Origin of the sequence: Neisseria sp. KEM232, assembly GCF_002237445.1 — a bacterium.
Classification (GTDB): Bacteria; Pseudomonadota; Gammaproteobacteria; order Burkholderiales; family Neisseriaceae; genus Neisseria.
The window spans coordinates 863,576-878,724 of record NZ_CP022527.1 but is presented as its reverse complement, the minus strand read 5'-3'; the positions used below and the strand labels follow the sequence as shown (position 1 = coordinate 878,724).

At 58.9% G+C, this 15,149-nt stretch carries 9 protein-coding genes and 1 pseudogene; 5 read left to right on the top strand and 5 right to left on the bottom strand.

The window, feature by feature from the left end:
- The first annotated feature begins 76 nt into the window (after nt 1-76).
- Nucleotides 77-1,597 carry a polyamine aminopropyltransferase gene (locus CGZ77_RS04340; protein ID WP_009425362.1) on the top strand — a complete coding sequence of 507 codons (1,521 nt, stop codon included), beginning with the start codon at nt 77-79 and terminating at the stop codon, nt 1,595-1,597.
- Nucleotides 1,598-1,846: 249 nt separating this feature from the next.
- Here the strand turns inward: CGZ77_RS04340 and sbcB are convergent, their stop codons facing one another.
- From sbcB to CGZ77_RS04320, 5 genes and pseudogenes are all read right to left on the bottom strand, one after another.
- On the bottom strand, nt 1,847-3,271 hold the full coding sequence (gene sbcB / locus CGZ77_RS04335) for an exodeoxyribonuclease I (protein ID WP_094030965.1): 1,425 nt from the start codon (nt 3,269-3,271) through the stop codon (nt 1,847-1,849).
- A gap of 56 nt (nt 3,272-3,327) precedes the next feature.
- Entirely contained in the window at nt 3,328-5,493 is a 2,166-nt protein-coding gene (gene mfd / locus CGZ77_RS12740; RefSeq protein WP_369830585.1) for a transcription-repair coupling factor, read from the bottom strand.
- A pseudogene (locus CGZ77_RS12735) lies at nt 5,491-7,209 on the bottom strand (transcription-repair coupling factor); the annotation flags it as partial. The gene mfd and the pseudogene CGZ77_RS12735, both read right to left, overlap by 3 nt.
- A gap of 433 nt (nt 7,210-7,642) precedes the next feature.
- Entirely contained in the window at nt 7,643-8,692 is a 1,050-nt protein-coding gene (locus tag CGZ77_RS04325) for a hypothetical protein (RefSeq protein WP_009425358.1), read from the bottom strand.
- A gap of 69 nt (nt 8,693-8,761) precedes the next feature.
- Nucleotides 8,762-9,349: a hypothetical protein gene (locus CGZ77_RS04320; RefSeq protein ID WP_009425357.1), complete on the bottom strand. Its 588-nt coding sequence runs from the start codon at nt 9,347-9,349 to the stop codon at nt 8,762-8,764.
- 321 nt (nt 9,350-9,670) lie between these two features.
- Here CGZ77_RS04320 and CGZ77_RS04315 point away from each other — a divergent pair, with 321 nt between their 5' ends.
- The 4 genes from CGZ77_RS04315 to CGZ77_RS04300 all read left to right on the top strand — a co-directional run bounded on the left by CGZ77_RS04315 (nt 9,671) and on the right by CGZ77_RS04300 (nt 14,971).
- A complete protein-coding gene (locus CGZ77_RS04315; protein ID WP_036495564.1) occupies nt 9,671-9,976 on the top strand; it encodes an ATP-dependent Clp protease adaptor ClpS in 306 nt (101 codons plus the stop codon).
- Nucleotides 9,973-12,240 (top strand): ATP-dependent Clp protease ATP-binding subunit ClpA, encoded by a 2,268-nt coding sequence (gene clpA / locus CGZ77_RS04310; RefSeq protein ID WP_009425354.1) that lies wholly within the window; start codon nt 9,973-9,975, stop codon nt 12,238-12,240. The genes CGZ77_RS04315 and clpA overlap by 4 nt, the downstream gene beginning before the upstream one ends.
- Before the next feature lie 146 nt (nt 12,241-12,386).
- Nucleotides 12,387-14,543 carry a DNA polymerase III subunit gamma/tau gene (gene dnaX, locus CGZ77_RS04305; protein ID WP_036495563.1) on the top strand — a complete coding sequence of 719 codons (2,157 nt, stop codon included), beginning with the start codon at nt 12,387-12,389 and terminating at the stop codon, nt 14,541-14,543.
- A gap of 92 nt (nt 14,544-14,635) precedes the next feature.
- Nucleotides 14,636-14,971, top strand: coding sequence for a YbaB/EbfC family nucleoid-associated protein (locus tag CGZ77_RS04300; protein WP_009425350.1), 336 nt, complete (start codon nt 14,636-14,638; stop codon nt 14,969-14,971).
- Nucleotides 14,972-15,149 lie beyond the last annotated feature (178 nt).

Below are 15,149 nucleotides of genomic sequence, written 5' to 3'. Positions count from 1 at the left end.
AGCCGCCCCGTTTTTCAGACGGCCTCCCGCTGCGTTTGCCGTATAATCGCCCGCTTCCGTCGAGGCCGTCTGAAACATGAAATCCCAGTCCCAACGCATCCTCATCATCTCCGTTTTCATCGTTGCCAGCTGCGGCCTGGCTTACGAACTCATCATCGCCGCGCTGGCGAGCTATCTTTTGGGCGACAGCATTTTGCAGTTTTCGTCGGTTATCGGCCTGTATCTTTTCTCGATGGGCATCGGCGCGCACCTGACCCGATACATCAAAGAAGAAGACACGCTCTCGCGTTTTGTCGAAATCGAATTGCTGGTGGGCATCATCGGCGGGCTGTCGGCGCTGGCTCTGTTTGTCGCCTTCGGGCTGTCGGCCGCGCCGTTCCGCACGCTGCTTTACGCCTTTGTGCTGATAGTCGGCACGGTAGTCGGCATGGAAATTCCGCTGGTGATGCGCGTGCTCAACCGCCGCGATACGGATTTTAAGGAACTCGTCTCGCGCGTATTAACCTTCGACTATCTCGGCGCGTTGGCCGTATCGCTGCTGTTTCCGCTGGTGCTCGCGCCCAAGCTGGGCATGGCGCGTTCGGCCTTGCTGTTCGGCCTGTTAAACGCCGCCGTCGCTTATCTCACCGCCCGCGTGTTCCAAGCCGAGCTGCCCCGCTACCGCGCCATCCGCCTGCGCGCCTTTCTCGTACTCGCCGCGCTCGCCGCCGCCTTTGTTTACGCCAACCAAATCACTTTCAAAGCCGAACAAAGCTACTTCGGCGACCCGGTTGTATTTGAAAGCCACTCGCCCTACCAGCGGCTGGTGGTCACGCGCTGGAAAGACGACACGCGGCTTTATATCAACGGTAACCTGCAATTTTCCTCGCGCGACGAAGCCCGTTACCACGAAGCCCTGGTGTTGCCCGCCATGCAGACAGCCTCACGCGCCGAACACGTTTTGATACTCGGCGGCGGCGACGGCCTGGCCGCACGCGAAGTGTTGAAATATCCGCAGGTCAAGCAAATCACGCTGGTCGATTTAGACCCCGACATGACCGCCGTATTCAAAAATTCCGCCACCCTAAGCGCGCTCAACCACGGCTCTCTGTCGCACCCGAAAATGCGCGTCATCAACGACGATGCCGCCAAATGGCTGGAAACCGCGCCGCAGAAATTCGACGTGATTATCATCGACTTGCCCGACCCGTCGAATTTTTCGCTGGGCAAACTCTACTCCGTACCGATGTACCGCCTCGTCGCCCGCCATCTCGCGCCGCAGGGCAAAATCGTCGTCCAATCCACCTCACCCTATTTCGCACCCAATGCCTTCTGGTCGGTGGTCGCCACGCTCGAAGCGGCCGGACTCCACACCGCGCCCTATCATGTGTATGTACCTTCGTTTGGCGAATGGGGCTTTGTGCTGGCCGGTTTCAACACGGATTTTGCCGTGCCGCAGCGGTTTGACGTACCCACGCGCTACCTCAACGCCGACACCGCCGCCGAAATGTTCCGCTTCCCGCCCGACATGGCGCGGCGCGAAGTCGAACCCAACTATCTGAACACACAGGCGTTGGTGAATTATTTTGAACAGGACTGGCGCAACGTGATACGTTAGGCCGCCCCCGCCTGCGCGGGGTTGACGTTTCCGAAAGACTGTTTGAAAAAGGCCGTCTGAAAACCCTTTCGGGTGTTCAGACGGCCTTATATTGCGCCCATTCAATTGGAGTTCTGCAAAATGAGCAAAAAAGCTAAAACTACCCCTCTTTAAGAATCTATCGGGACTTGGGTCTAAACAATAAATTCACATACCTGCGAGATTATTCAGACGGCCTGACGGTTATTTCTTACGCAGCGCGATAGGCGGTCAGCCAACCAGCTTTTCGGCGTACTCGTACAAGTCTTGCAGGAGCATGAGTTTGTCGGGATTGCCGGCGTATTGTTCGGCGAGGCTTTGCAGGCTCAGGCTGAAGTCGGGCAGGGCGGTTTCCAGTTTTTTGCGGCGGTATTTCTGCCAGCGGATTTGTTCGGCGCGGCTGAGGCTGGGGTAAAAATGGCGGGCGCGGTAGTGAAACAGCAGCTTTCCGATGCGCGTATCTTGGAAAACCAGGCCGCTGTCGGCGAGTTTTTCGGGCGGCAGGCTGCGTAGGGCGGTCATGCTGTTTTTGTCGGCGGGGCTGAAAAAGCCGTTGTAAAGCTCGGTTTCCACATTGTCGCCGGGCGCAAATTCGCGCGTTTGGCGGAAGATTGCCTGTACTTTGCTGCGGATTTCAGACGGCCTTTGCAGCTCTTTGAGATTGTCGAGGCACTCGGCGCGGCTGATGCCCAAACGTTCGGCATCTTCGGCGCGCAAAGTGTTCAGCGGCGCGAGTATCGGGCATTTGTTGATGTGCACCAGTTTGAGCGGCACGGGCAGAATGCCTTGTTCCAACAGGGTTTCTTTTTTGCTGTACAGCCGCTCGCGCAGGGTGTCGGCATCGAGGGTCAGCAAATCGCCCAAGTCGGCGGACAAATCGCAGGCAATCAGCGCGTTGGCGTTGGTGGGGTGCCACGCCAGCGGCGCGATGAGGGCGGTGTTGCCGCGCCGGTTGCCAAACATGCCCGATACGTGCACCAGCGGCGTGAGGCCTTGGGTGTCGATCATGGCTTTGAGTGCTTCTTTGCTGTGGTGTTCAAAGAAATATTGGAACAGGCGCGGCTGTTTTTGCTTGATGAGTTTGGCCGTTTCGATGGTGGCGTACACGTCGGACATTGCATCGTGGGCGTGTTCGTGGGCGATGCCGTTGGCAGCGGTGAGTTGTTCCAGCTTAAACACGGGCAGGCCGTCTGAATCGCGCGGCCACTCGATACCCTCGGGGCGCAGCGCATAGCAGGCGCGGACGACATCGAGCAAATCCCAGCGCGAGTTGCCGTTTTTGTAGCTGTATTCGTAGGGGTCGATGAAGTTGCGATAAAACAGGTAGCGCGTCATTTCATCGTCGTAGCGGATGTTGTTGAAGCCCATGATGCAGGTGTTGGGGCGGGCAAACTCCGCCCAAATCCGCGCGGCAAATTCCGGCTCGGACACGCCTTTTGCGTTGCATTCCTGCGGCGTGATACCCGTAAGCAACACCGCTTCGGGCGAGGGCAGATAGTCGCTTGTTTGGCGGCAGTAGAACATGACCGGTTCGCCGACGATGTTGAAATCCGCGTCGGTGCGGATACCGGCAAACTGCGCGGGGCGGTCGGCGGCGGGGCTGATGCCGAAACTTTCGTAGTCGTAGATGAAAAAAGTGAAATCGGGTTGGGACATGGTTTTACGTGGGTTGGGCTTGAGGCCGTCTGAAAGATTCAGACGGCCTTTGTTTGCTAGGTTTCTTTGTTCGCCAGTTTTCTCAATACGGCGCGCACGGTTTTGATGCGTGTTTCGATGTCTTCCATCACCGCGCTCACGCGCAGCTTGTCCGCGCCCGCCATACGATAATTTTTATTGCTCTGCATCAGCAGAATAATATCGGCAGGCTCGACCATGGTGTGTTTGCCGAAGGTGAGCGTGAGCGCGTCGGATGAAGCATCAATCGCGGTGATGCCCAAGGCTTTGGCGGCAAGGCGCAGGCGGTGGCTTTCCAGCAGGGTGGTTACGGGTTGTTCGGGCAGTCCGAAGCGGTCAACCAGTTCTTCGTGCACGGCGTTGATTTGGGCTTCGGTTTCGCAGGTGGCGAGGCGTTTGTAGAGTACCAGCCGTTCGTGGATGTCGGGGCAGTAGCCCTCGGGCAGCAGGGCGGGGCTGTGCAGCTTGATTTCGGTGGTTACGCCCAATGGCGCGTCCAAATCGGGCTGGCGGCCTTTTTTGAGGTCGCGCACGGCTTGTTTGAGCATTTCGGTGTAGAGCGTGAAGCCGACCTGTATCATTTCGCCGGATTGTCCTTCGCCGAGGATTTCGCCTGCGCCGCGGATTTCCAAATCCTGCATGGCGAGGGTGAAACCTGCGCCGAGTTCGTCTGCCGCCGCAATGGCGTCGAGGCGTTTTTCTGCGTCTTTGGTGATGTATTCGGGCGTTAGCAGGTAGGCGTAGGCTTGGTGGTGGCTGCGGCCGACGCGCCCGCGAAGCTGGTGCAGTTGCGCCAGTCCGAATTTGTCGGCGCGGTTAATGATGATGGTGTTGGCGTTGGGGATGTCGATGCCGGTTTCGATGATGGTGGAACAGAGCAACACGTTGAATCGTTGCTGCAAAAAGTCGCGCATAACTTGCTCCAACTCGCGCTCGCGCAGTTGTCCGTGCGCCACGCCGATGCGGGCTTCGGGCAACAGGGTTTCCAGCCGCTCGCGCATGTTTTCGATGGTATCTACTTCATTGTGCAGGAAAAATACCTGCCCGCCGCGTTTGAGTTCGCGCAACACGGCTTCGCGTACGCTGCCTTCGCTAAACGGTTTGACAAAGGTTTTCACGGCAAGGCGGCGGCTGGGGGCGGTGGTAATCAGCGAGAAGTCGCGCAGCCCTTCCAATGCCATGCTTAATGTGCGCGGAATCGGCGTGGCGGTGAGGGTGAGAATATCGACGTTGGCACGTAGTTTTTTCAGCTGCTCTTTTTGGCGTACGCCGAAGCGGTGTTCTTCGTCGATAATCACCAAGCCTAGGTTTTTAAAAGAAATATTGTCCTGAACCAGCTTATGCGTGCCGATGACAATGTCCACCGTGCCGTCTGCCATGCCTGCGAGCGTGGCGCGGGTTTCTTTGCTGCTGTTGAAGCGCGAAAGCTGGGCGACTTTCACGGGGAAATCGGCAAAGCGGTCGGCGAAATTCTGCGCGTGCTGTTCTACCAGCAGCGTGGTCGGGGCGAGCACGGCGACTTGTTTGCCGCCCATCACGGCAACAAAGGCGGCGCGCAGGGCGACTTCGGTTTTGCCGAAGCCCACGTCGCCGCACACCAACCTGTCCATCGGGCGCGCTTGGGTTAAATCGGCAATCACGGCGGCGATGGCGGCGGCTTGGTCTTCGGTTTCTTCGTAGCCGAAGCCGTCGGCAAAGGCGCGGTAGCCTTCTTCGTCAAACTGGAATTTGTAGCCTTCCTGCGCGGCGCGGCGGGCGTAAAGGTTGAGCAGCTCAGCGGCGGTGTCGCGGGCTTTTTCGGCGGCCTTGCGCTTGGCTTTGTTCCATGCCGCGCTGCCGAGCTTGTGCAGCTGCACGTTTTCATGCGCCGCGCCGGAGTAGCGGCTGATTAAATGTAGTTGCGAAACAGGCACATAAAGCTGCGCTTCGCCTGCGTATTCGAGCAACATCATCTCCTGCGCTTCGCCGCCCAAGTCCATAGACACCAAGCCCATATAGCGCCCGATGCCGTGTTCTTCGTGGACAACGGGGTCGCCGATGCTGATTTCGGCCAGGTCGCGCAACAGGCCGTCTGAAACGGCGGCATGCTTCTTGCGGCGCGTGCTGCTGCGGCTTTTGGCGACGTATTGGTAGAGATCGGATTCGGTGATGAGGGCGATGGCGTTTACAGCCCGCTCCGTGGTGGATGGGGCGCAGTTGTGCACCCAAATACCCGTATGACCGACAAAATAAGTGTGATAGTCCTCCACTTCAATGTTATAAACATAGTCGTGATATTCCTGATGGTATCCACCAATATAAGACCTGTCAGCATCTTTAATAGCCGCCTTAAAATTCTCCGACATGGCACGGCTTTTCTCCGTCATCAACGTATCGCTGCATTCTTCGGTGGGCAATAGAAGGCCGAGAGTTTCATCATCAACAATCACAGGCCGCCCCGCACTAAAATCAATGATACCAGCTGCATCGCTGGGATTATACAGAAGAACAACTTGACAGTCGGGGTCGGGAAAGGCAGTGCCTAATAATTTTGCAGAATCTTCAAATGTACCAACACCAACCAGAATGTCATCAAATGTTCGTAAAAAATGACGTTCCGTTCCTTCCAATTCCAGCGCAGGTGTCCAGCCTACCGGTTCGCGGTGCAGTATTTTCCTACCGTTTTCATCAATATCAATCTCTTGATCAATCAGCCTGTCCGCCCAAAACGGGTGGTCTTCGGTGCAGAACAGATAGCCATATCCGTCTTCTGTAATATAACTCTGATAAATAATCCGCTGTTTTTCTGCCGATTTGAAGGTGGAAAGTACGCGCTTGTAGGCGTTTTCGCCGTCGGGGTTATTCTCATCGCGCGACAAGACCATATCGCCGACTTTGATTTGGTCGATGGGAACAAGGTCTTTGTCAGTATGCACCAGTGTGCCCGCCACAAAGCAGGCATGGCTGTTGGGAAGGCATTCCGCTGCATCGAACGGCAGTTGAAAACCGTGTGTCAATGACGTTACTGTGATGCACAGTGGTGCATCGTCATTCAAAAACGCCTGCCAGTCGGACACCGGTTTGGCCTTCAAGCCGTTTTGTTGCAAGAAGCCGAGCATGGTTTCGCGCCGTCCCAAACTTTCGGCGCACAGCAAAATCCGTCCTTCAAAGGCAGCCTGAAAATCCTGCAAGGCCTGCAAAGGCTGCTCGGCTTGGCGGTTCACCGCCACATTTGGCAACGCAAACGCCGCGCCGCCCAGCTCGGGCAGAATCTGCGGATAGGCTTTCAGGCAGCCTGAAAACTGGTCTGCCGCCAAATACAGATGCTGCGGCGGCAGCGGCGGATAGGTTTCGTCGCCCTGCGCCATCTGGAAACGCGATTTCACCTCCGCCTCAAACCGCCGCGCCTCGGCGTGCACATCGCCCACGCACACCGCCAGCGCGTCGCCGCCGATGTAGTCAAACAGCGTCGCGCAGCCCCCTTCAAAAAACAGCGGCAGATAATATTCCACCCCCGCGCCAAACTGCCCGCCGCTCACGGCTTTGTACACCGCCGCCGCGTTCGGATTGCCGTTCACTTCCTCGCGGAAACGGCTGCGGAAGATTTTTTGCGCCGCATCGTCGGTGGGAAACTCGTGCGCGGGCAGCAGGCGGATTTCCGATACGGGCGCGATGGTGCGCTGGCTGTCGGGGTCAAAGGTTTTGATGCTGTCGATTTCATCGTCGAACAAATCGATGCGGTATGGCATCTCGCTGCCCATTGGGAATAAATCGACAATCCCGCCGCGCACGGCAAACTCACCCGCCGCGACAACATGGGAAACATGGTTGTAACCCGCATCCACCAAATCGGTTTTCAGACGGCCTATATCCAAAGTCTGCCCCGTTTTCAGCCAAAACGTGCGCCCCGCCAGAAACGGCACGGGTGGCAGCTTCTGCATCGCCGTGGCAACCGGTACGAACAACACATCCGCCAAACCGTTTTTCAGCTGCCACAACACCGACAGCCGCTCCGACACCAAATCCTGATGCGGCGAAAAACGCTCATAGGGCAGCGTTTCCCAGTCGGGCAGAAACAGCGCGTTGTCCTGCGGTCGGAAAAACTGCCACGCCGTTTGCAGCCGCAACGCACTCTCCGCATCGGGCGTAAACACGATTTTCAGCGTTTTGGGCGGCAGGTTTTGTGTTAAAAAATACGGCAGGCTGCCGGCGGTAAGGTTCAGCCAGCGCACGCGCGGGGCGGATTTTGTGGGAAGGGGGTGGGTCATGGTTTTTGGGATTGAAAATGTAGGTCGGGCATGGATGCCCGACGTTGTTGGATTAATCGGTGTTTTGTCGGGCATGAATGCCCGAGCTACGGCTTTCAGGCTGCCTTTACCAATCGCGCGCTTTGTCCAACGCGGCTTGCAGCGCGTCGGCATCCGCGCTTGCGCCGACGGTTTCGGCGGCGAGGCGGGCAAGGGTGTGAAACGCATCGCACAGGGTTTCGCGTTCTTCGGTTTCTATCCAGCCGCGTTGGGCGTTGAGTCCGTTGAACGCGGCGGCGTATTGGGCGGCAAGCTGTTCCAAGGCCGTCTGAAAGCCGTCGGCGGGCAGGGCGAGAGCCGTTTTTAGGCTGCCTGTGTAGATTTTGGCGGCGGCTTTGGCATCGGCGGCGCGGATGTGTTCGGCATCGGCAAGGGCGGCGAGCGGGTTGTCGCGGTTGGCGGCATACCATTCGGGTTTGCGCAAACCCGTGATTTCGTAGCCCAGCTGCGGCAGTTTTTTTGCTTGGGCTTTGAGTGCGCTGCCTGCGGCATAGGGAAAACCGCTTATCCACAGGAAATTGAGATGCGGCAGCGCGGACAAATCGGGCAGGCCGCCGCCGAGCGGGAAGCAGCGGATAAGGGTGAGGCTGCGCAGTTCGGGCAGTTGCGCGAGGGCGGCGAAGTGGGCGATTTCGGAATCGAACAGGGACAGCACGCGCATTTTCGGGTATTGTCGGGCGAAGGCGGCGCAGTCGAACGGGGCGGTTTCTTGGCTGCGGTAATGCGCTTGCTCAATGTCTGCGGCATCCGTTATATGCGCTGCTTCGGGCACGAAGGGGAAGCAGTTGATGTCGCCGCAGTAGGAGTTAGGCGGTTCGTCGCCGGGCAGGGGCAGTACGCCCAGCGGAATATGGTCAGCAGGGATTTTACCCATATAGCTTTTAATCGGCAGGCGCGGGGCGGGGTCGTGCGCCAAGATGTAAGCAGGCGCGTGTTTGAGTTTGCCTAATACGATGTCTTCCAAACGCGCAAACGCGCCCTGCATCTCCCAAATATGGACATGGCTGCGTTTGTTGGCTTTCGCGGAAACGGCGTGGACAAGCTGGTAGGCATGCCAGCGTTGGTCGAGCGGCGAATGGACGGCGTAAACGGTGCCTGGTTCAGGGGTGTGGGGCATGGGTTGGTCTTTCTCGATAACGGGCGGTTGTCGGGTTTATCGGTGTTTTGTCGGGCATGGATGGCTGAACTACTCGCTGGCAAGCCATACGGATTGTTCCGCGTCGCGGTTGTCGATGCGGTGGTAAAAGCGGACGGTGTTTTTCAAGCCCGCCTGCATCAGCCGTCGGCACAAATCGCCGCTGACGATGGTTTGCGTGGGGTAATCGGCGTCTGCGACGATGGATACGTCCCAGTCAAATGCGTCTTTAAGCTGCTGCACGTCAAATTCGTATTCTTCGCAGCCGTCAAAGCCCGTTTTTTCGTAAACGCTGCGGGAAAAATCGGTGGCGTGTTCGTGGTTGGTAACGTGCAGGGCGAAGAAATCATCGGATACGCCGTGCCCGTTGATGGCAATGCCTAAAAACTGCACCCAGCGCCGCTCGGCTTCGGGCTGCAAAAGGGTTTTGACTTTTTGGCTGATGATTAAATACCCCAAATGGAAAATGATGTCGTAACGGTTGAGTGCGGCGGGGGGTTTGCCTGCTTTCAGGTTGAATTTCAGTTGCACTGACTGGGTGTCCAGCCAGCCTTCTTGGTCTAGCAGATCGTAGTTTTCCGATGTCCAGTCGATGCTTAATATGTCGGTTTTTTTGTGCGGGTAGAGGGCGTATAGCATGAGGGGCTTTCGTGTTTGAGGCCGTCTGAAAGGTTTTCAGACGGCCTTTAACGTATTGGAGGCTGTTGGTATTTGGCTTGTGAAACGAGGATATGGCGGACGGATTGTAATGGAGGCCGTCTGAAAAGAGTAGGGTCTGACGGATGTCAAATTATTGCCGTTTCTTGTGCAAATCGGCGGGCGGACGTGATTTGTCTGTGATAAGATAATTATTCTTATTTCATTGCCGCTGCGGGCGCACAGGCCGTCTGAAAGATTGAAAAACGCGGCCGCAGGCAATATATGGGCGGATTCGACCACACCGACAAGAAGACCTGCCCTATGGGAACACAGCACCAACAATCGGAAGGCGGCAGCGCCCTGAAACTGCGTCCGCCGCGCCAATACGGCGTTTTCCTGATTAACGACGACTACACCACCATGGATTTCGTGGTGAAGATACTTACCGAAGTATTTATGCTGCCCGAGGAGCGCGCCGTGGCCGTGATGCTCTTGGTGCACCACGAGGGCAAAGGCCTTTGCGGCACCTACACGCGCGACGTGGCGCAAACCAAGCAGATGCAGGTGCACAGCCGCGCCGCCGATGCGGGTTTCCCGCTCAAATGTACGATAGAGGAGGTTTCATGATTTCGGATGCTTTGGAACAGATTTTGCAGGAGCTTTACGCCGACGCCCGCGCGCGCAGCTACGAGATGATTACGCTCGAACAGCTCCTGCTGGCATTGTTGGAGCAGTCGGACGAAGTGCAGAAAGTGCTTGAAGCGCTGCATGTGGATTTGGACGTGCTCTCCGGCCAGCTTTTGAGCAGCATACAGGACAACACGCCCATGCTGCCCGCCGGTCTGCTTGACAAAACCGACACCCAGCCCACGCTCGGCTTCCAGCGCGTGATGCAGCGGGCGATTATCCACGCGCAGTCGGTGGAAAAACGCGAAGTGCGCCCGGTCGACGTGCTGGTGTCGATGATGGGCGAGAAAGACTGTCCCGCCGTGTATTTCCTGCAACTGCAATCCGTCGGCCGCGTGGAAATCCTGCGCTATCTCGCCCACGGCGAAACCGGCGAAGAGGTGCAGAGGCCGTCTGAAAACGAAGAAGACGAAGCCGCACCCGCCGTAGGCGGCGACGCGCTGGCCAAATACACCGTCAACCTCAACGCCGAAGTGCGCGCCGGACGCATCGACCCGCTGATCGGCCGCAAAGCCGAAATGGAGCGGCTGGTGCAGGTTTTGTGCCGCCGCCGCAAAAACAACCCGCTGCTCGTCGGCGAGGCGGGCGTGGGCAAAACCGCGCTGGCCGAAGGGCTGGCGCACCAAATCGTCGGCGGCCAAGTGCCCGACGTGCTGGCGGGCGACACCGTCTACATGCTCGACATGGGCGCGCTTTTGGCGGGCACGAAATACCGCGGCGACTTTGAAGCGCGTATCAAAAACGTCATCAAAGCCCTCGACGAAACCGACGGCGCCATTCTCTTTATCGACGAAATCCACACCATCATCGGCGCGGGCAGCACATCGGGCGGCACGATGGACGCCTCCAACCTGCTCAAACCCGCCCTCGCCAAAGGCCGCCTGCGCTGCATCGGCGCCACCACCTACGACGAATTCCGCACCATATTCAGCAAAGACCACGCCCTCAGCCGCCGTTTCCAAAAAATCGACGTCGCCGAACCCAGCGTGGCCGAAACCGCCGACATCCTGCGCGGCCTCAAACCCATGTTCGAACAGTTTCACGACGTGCGCTACACCAACGGCGCCATCGAAGCCGCCGCCGAACTTTCCGCCCGCTACATCAACGAACGCTTCCTGCCCGACAAAGCCATCGACATCATGGACGAAGCGGGCGCGGCGCAGAAAATCCTGCCCAAGTCCAAACAGAAAAAAGTCATCGGCAAAGCGCAGATTGAAGCCGTTGTCGCCAAAATCGCCCGCATCCCCGAAAAAACCGTGTCGCACGACGACAAACAAATCCTCAAACACCTCGCCCGCAACCTGAAAAACATGGTGTTCGGCCAAGATGCCGCCATCGACGCCCTCGCCGCCGCCGTCAAAATGTCCCGCTCCGGCCTCGGCCTGCCCGACAAACCCGTCGGCAGCTTCCTCTTTTCCGGCCCGACGGGCGTCGGCAAAACCGAAGTCGCCCGCCAGCTCGCCTTCTCCCTCGGCGTGCCCCTGCAACGCTTCGACATGTCCGAATACATGGAGCGCCACGCCGTCTCCCGCCTTATCGGCGCGCCGCCGGGCTACGTCGGCTTCGAGCAGGGCGGCCTGCTCACCGAAGCCGTGAACAAACAGCCGCACTGCGTGCTGCTTCTCGACGAAATCGAAAAAGCCCACCCCGACATCTTCAACGTCCTCCTGCAAGTGATGGACGCGGGCAGGCTCACCGACAACAACGGCAAAAGCGCCGACTTCCGCAACGTCATCCTCATCATGACCACCAACGCCGGCGCCGAAAGCCTCAGCCGCCCGACCCTCGGCTTCACCGCCAAACGCGAACGCGGCGACGAAATGCAGGCCATCAGCAAAACCTTCACCCCCGAATTCCGCAACCGCCTTGATGCCGTCATCCCCTTCGCTCCGCTCGATGCCGCCGTCATCGCCCGCGTCGTCGACAAATTCCTGCTCCAACTCGAACAACAGCTGCTGGCGAAAAAAGTGGAAGCCGAGTTCACGCCCGAACTGCGCGCCTACCTCGCCGAAAAAGGCTTCGATCCGCAAATGGGCGCCCGCCCCATGCACCGCCTCATCCAAAGCAAACTGCGCCGCGCCCTCGCCGACGAACTCCTCTTCGGCCGCCTCGCCGACGGCGGCTTCGTACGCATCGGCTGGAATGCCGGCAAAGAAGAAGCCGAGCTGGACTTTGAAAAAGAAACCAGCGCCGCCGCCGTGTAAACCCGTCTTAAACTTCCCATCAGGCCGTCTGAAAACCGCCTCAGGCGTTTTCAGACGGCCTTTCTTCCGCCGCCGCGCATAGCGTTTCGTTTATAATGCCGCGTTTTTCCCCCGCCGCCTTTCAGACGGCCACACGAGCTTTCCCTATGGCATACCAAGTCCTCGCCCGCAAATGGCGTCCGAAAACCTTTGCCGACCTAGTCGGCCAGGAACACGTCGTCAAAGCCCTGCAAAACGCCCTCGACAAAGGCCGTCTGCACCACGCCTACCTGCTCACCGGCACGCGCGGCGTCGGCAAAACCACCATCGCCCGCATCCTCGCCAAAAGCCTCAACTGCGAAAAGCCGCAGCACGGCGAACCCTGCGGCGAATGCCAAAGCTGCCGCGACATCGACGCCGGACGCTACGTCGACCTTCTGGAAATCGACGCCGCCTCCAACACCGGCATCGACAACATCCGCGAAGTACTGGAAAACGCCCAATACGCCCCCACCGCGGGCAAATACAAAGTCTATATCATCGACGAAGTGCACATGCTCTCCAAAAGTGCGTTTAACGCCATGCTCAAAACCCTCGAAGAGCCGCCCGAGCACGTCAAATTCATCCTCGCCACCACCGACCCGCACAAAGTCCCCGTCACCGTCCTCTCCCGCTGCCTGCAATTCGTCCTGCGCAACATGACCGCGCAGCAGGTGGCCGCCCACCTCGAACACGTCCTCACCGCCGAACAAATCCCCTTCGAGCCCGCCGCCCTGCAACTGCTCGGCCGCGCCGCCGCAGGCTCGATGCGCGACGCCCTCAGCCTGCTCGACCAGGCCATCGCCATGGGCTCGGGGCAGGTAACGGAAAATGACGTGCGGCAAATGATAGGCGCGGTAGACAAACGCTATTTATACGAACTGCTCGACAGCATCGCCGCACAAAACGGCGCCGCCCTCCTGCAAAAAGCGCAGGAAATGGCCGAACGCGCCGTCGGTTTCGACAACGCCCTGAGCGAACTCGCCCTGCTGCTGCAACGCCTCGCCCTGATGCAGACCGTACCCGCCGCCGTGCCCGCTGACGACCCCGAACGTCCCGCCCTCGCCGCCCTCGCCGCGCAACTGGGCGGCGAACAAATCCAGCTTTACTACCAATGCGCCATCCGCGGCAAACAGGATTTGAGCCTCGCCCCCGACGAATACGCCGGCTTCGTCATGACCCTCCTGCGCATGCTCGCCTTCGCCCCCATGGCCGCCCCCGCCCATGTCGGCGGCCATATCGCCGGCAGCGGCCTCAGCGACCCCGCCCCCGCTTCTGCCGATAACGGAGCGGTAGAAACAAAGCACAGGCCGTCTGAAACCGCCGCCCCCGTTTCAGACGGCCACAAAACGCCCGCCGACACGCAGGCCGGACAACAGAGGCCGTCTGAAAGCCCCGCAAACAGCTTGCCAGCAAGCACTACAACAACTGCCGCAGCCGAAAGGCCGTCTGAAAACCACACGGCAGAACAAAACGACGCAGACGGAACCCCGCCGTGGGAAGACGCCGCCGTCGAAACAATCCCCGTTTCAGACGGCCTCACCGCCGCGCCGCAAACAGAAGTAAGGCCGTCTGAAACACCCGCCGCAGACCGCGTTACCGAATCCGAAAGCGCGAAACCCGTTACAGAAAGGCCGTCTGAAAACCCACAGGACGAAACAGCGGCACCAAGCGCGCCCGTTTCAGACGGCCGCACAGAACAAAACGGCAGCCTGCCCGCCACACCCGCCGCATGGCAGCGCGACGAAGACATCCCCTTCGACGAACTGCCCACCGCAGAGCCCGCGCAGGAGCAGGAAAACGCGGAAGAAGAAGGCACGGAAGAAGCCGACTTCGCTCCTCTGCCCGAATTGTCCGCCGCCAACTGGCACGCCGTGATCAAACGTCTGAACAAACGTCTCGGTGCTGCGCAGATGCTGGCCGACCACATGGCTTGGACAAACTACGACACCGCGCAAAACCGCCTTCTGTTCGCCCTCAACGGCAACGCCCCGGCCACCACCACCAAAGAATATTTCGACAAAATCCGCAACGCCCTCGCCGAAGCCTACGGCCTGAACGGCCTCAGCCTGCAAACCGTGCCGTGGCAGGAAGACAAAGGCTGGGAAACCCCCGCTATGCGCCGCGCGCGCCTGCAACGCGAAGGCCGTGAAGAAGCCCGCCGCCGCCTCGAAGCCGACCCCGACTGCCGCGCGCTGATGGTCGCCCTAAACGCCGAAGGCTGGCACGAAAACAGCCTGCTGCGTGCGGAAGATCTCGAAGAATACGGCGTTCAGGCCGTCTGAAAACGAAGTTTTAACGGAGTGAAAAACGCCGAGTCAAAGGGCGCGGCATCATCTTTTTCTTTTTTAAACCACCAACCACAGGAGTATCCTCGATGTTCGGAAAAGCAGGACTGGGCGGCTTGATGCAGCAGGCTCAAAAAATGCAGGAAAACATGAAAAAAGCACAGGCCGAGCTGGCCGCCACCGAAGTGGGCGGCGAAGCGGGCAACGGCCTGGTGAAAGTCGTCATGACCTGCAACCACCAAATCCGCAGCGTCAGCATCAGCCCCGAGCTGATCGCCGAAGCCGCCGAAGACAAAGAAATGCTGGAAGACCTCGTCCTCGCCGCCGTCAATGCCGCGCACGAGGCCGCCGAATCGCTCACCGCCTCCACCATGGGCAAGTTCACCCAAAGACTGCCCGCAGGCATAGGCGATTTCTTCAAATAAGCCAGTTCAGACGGCCTGACGCATTTTGCGTCAGGCCGTCTGAATATCCGCCGCCCGTTTTGACGAAAGGAAACCATGCTCCTGTTTTCCCCGATGTGGTGCCACGAAGTCGAACGCATCGGCTTTGCCCGCTGCTCCCGCGCCGACGACCTGCTGCGTGCCGCCTCCGACTACTGCA

What these genes read in the sequence shown, in the direction of transcription:
- CGZ77_RS04340 (WP_009425362.1), top strand. Translation starts at nt 77, where the DNA reads ATGAAATCCCAGTCCCAACGCATCCTCATCATCTCCGTTTTCATCGTT.
- sbcB (WP_094030965.1), bottom strand. Translation starts at nt 3,271, where the DNA reads ATGTCCCAACCCGATTTCACTTTTTTCATCTACGACTACGAAAGTTTC.
- CGZ77_RS04325 (WP_009425358.1), bottom strand. Translation starts at nt 8,692, where the DNA reads ATGCCCCACACCCCTGAACCAGGCACCGTTTACGCCGTCCATTCGCCG.
- CGZ77_RS04320 (WP_009425357.1), bottom strand. Translation starts at nt 9,349, where the DNA reads ATGCTATACGCCCTCTACCCGCACAAAAAAACCGACATATTAAGCATC.
- CGZ77_RS04315 (WP_036495564.1), top strand. Translation starts at nt 9,671, where the DNA reads ATGGGAACACAGCACCAACAATCGGAAGGCGGCAGCGCCCTGAAACTG.
- clpA (WP_009425354.1), top strand. Translation starts at nt 9,973, where the DNA reads ATGATTTCGGATGCTTTGGAACAGATTTTGCAGGAGCTTTACGCCGAC.
- dnaX (WP_036495563.1), top strand. Translation starts at nt 12,387, where the DNA reads ATGGCATACCAAGTCCTCGCCCGCAAATGGCGTCCGAAAACCTTTGCC.
- CGZ77_RS04300 (WP_009425350.1), top strand. Translation starts at nt 14,636, where the DNA reads ATGTTCGGAAAAGCAGGACTGGGCGGCTTGATGCAGCAGGCTCAAAAA.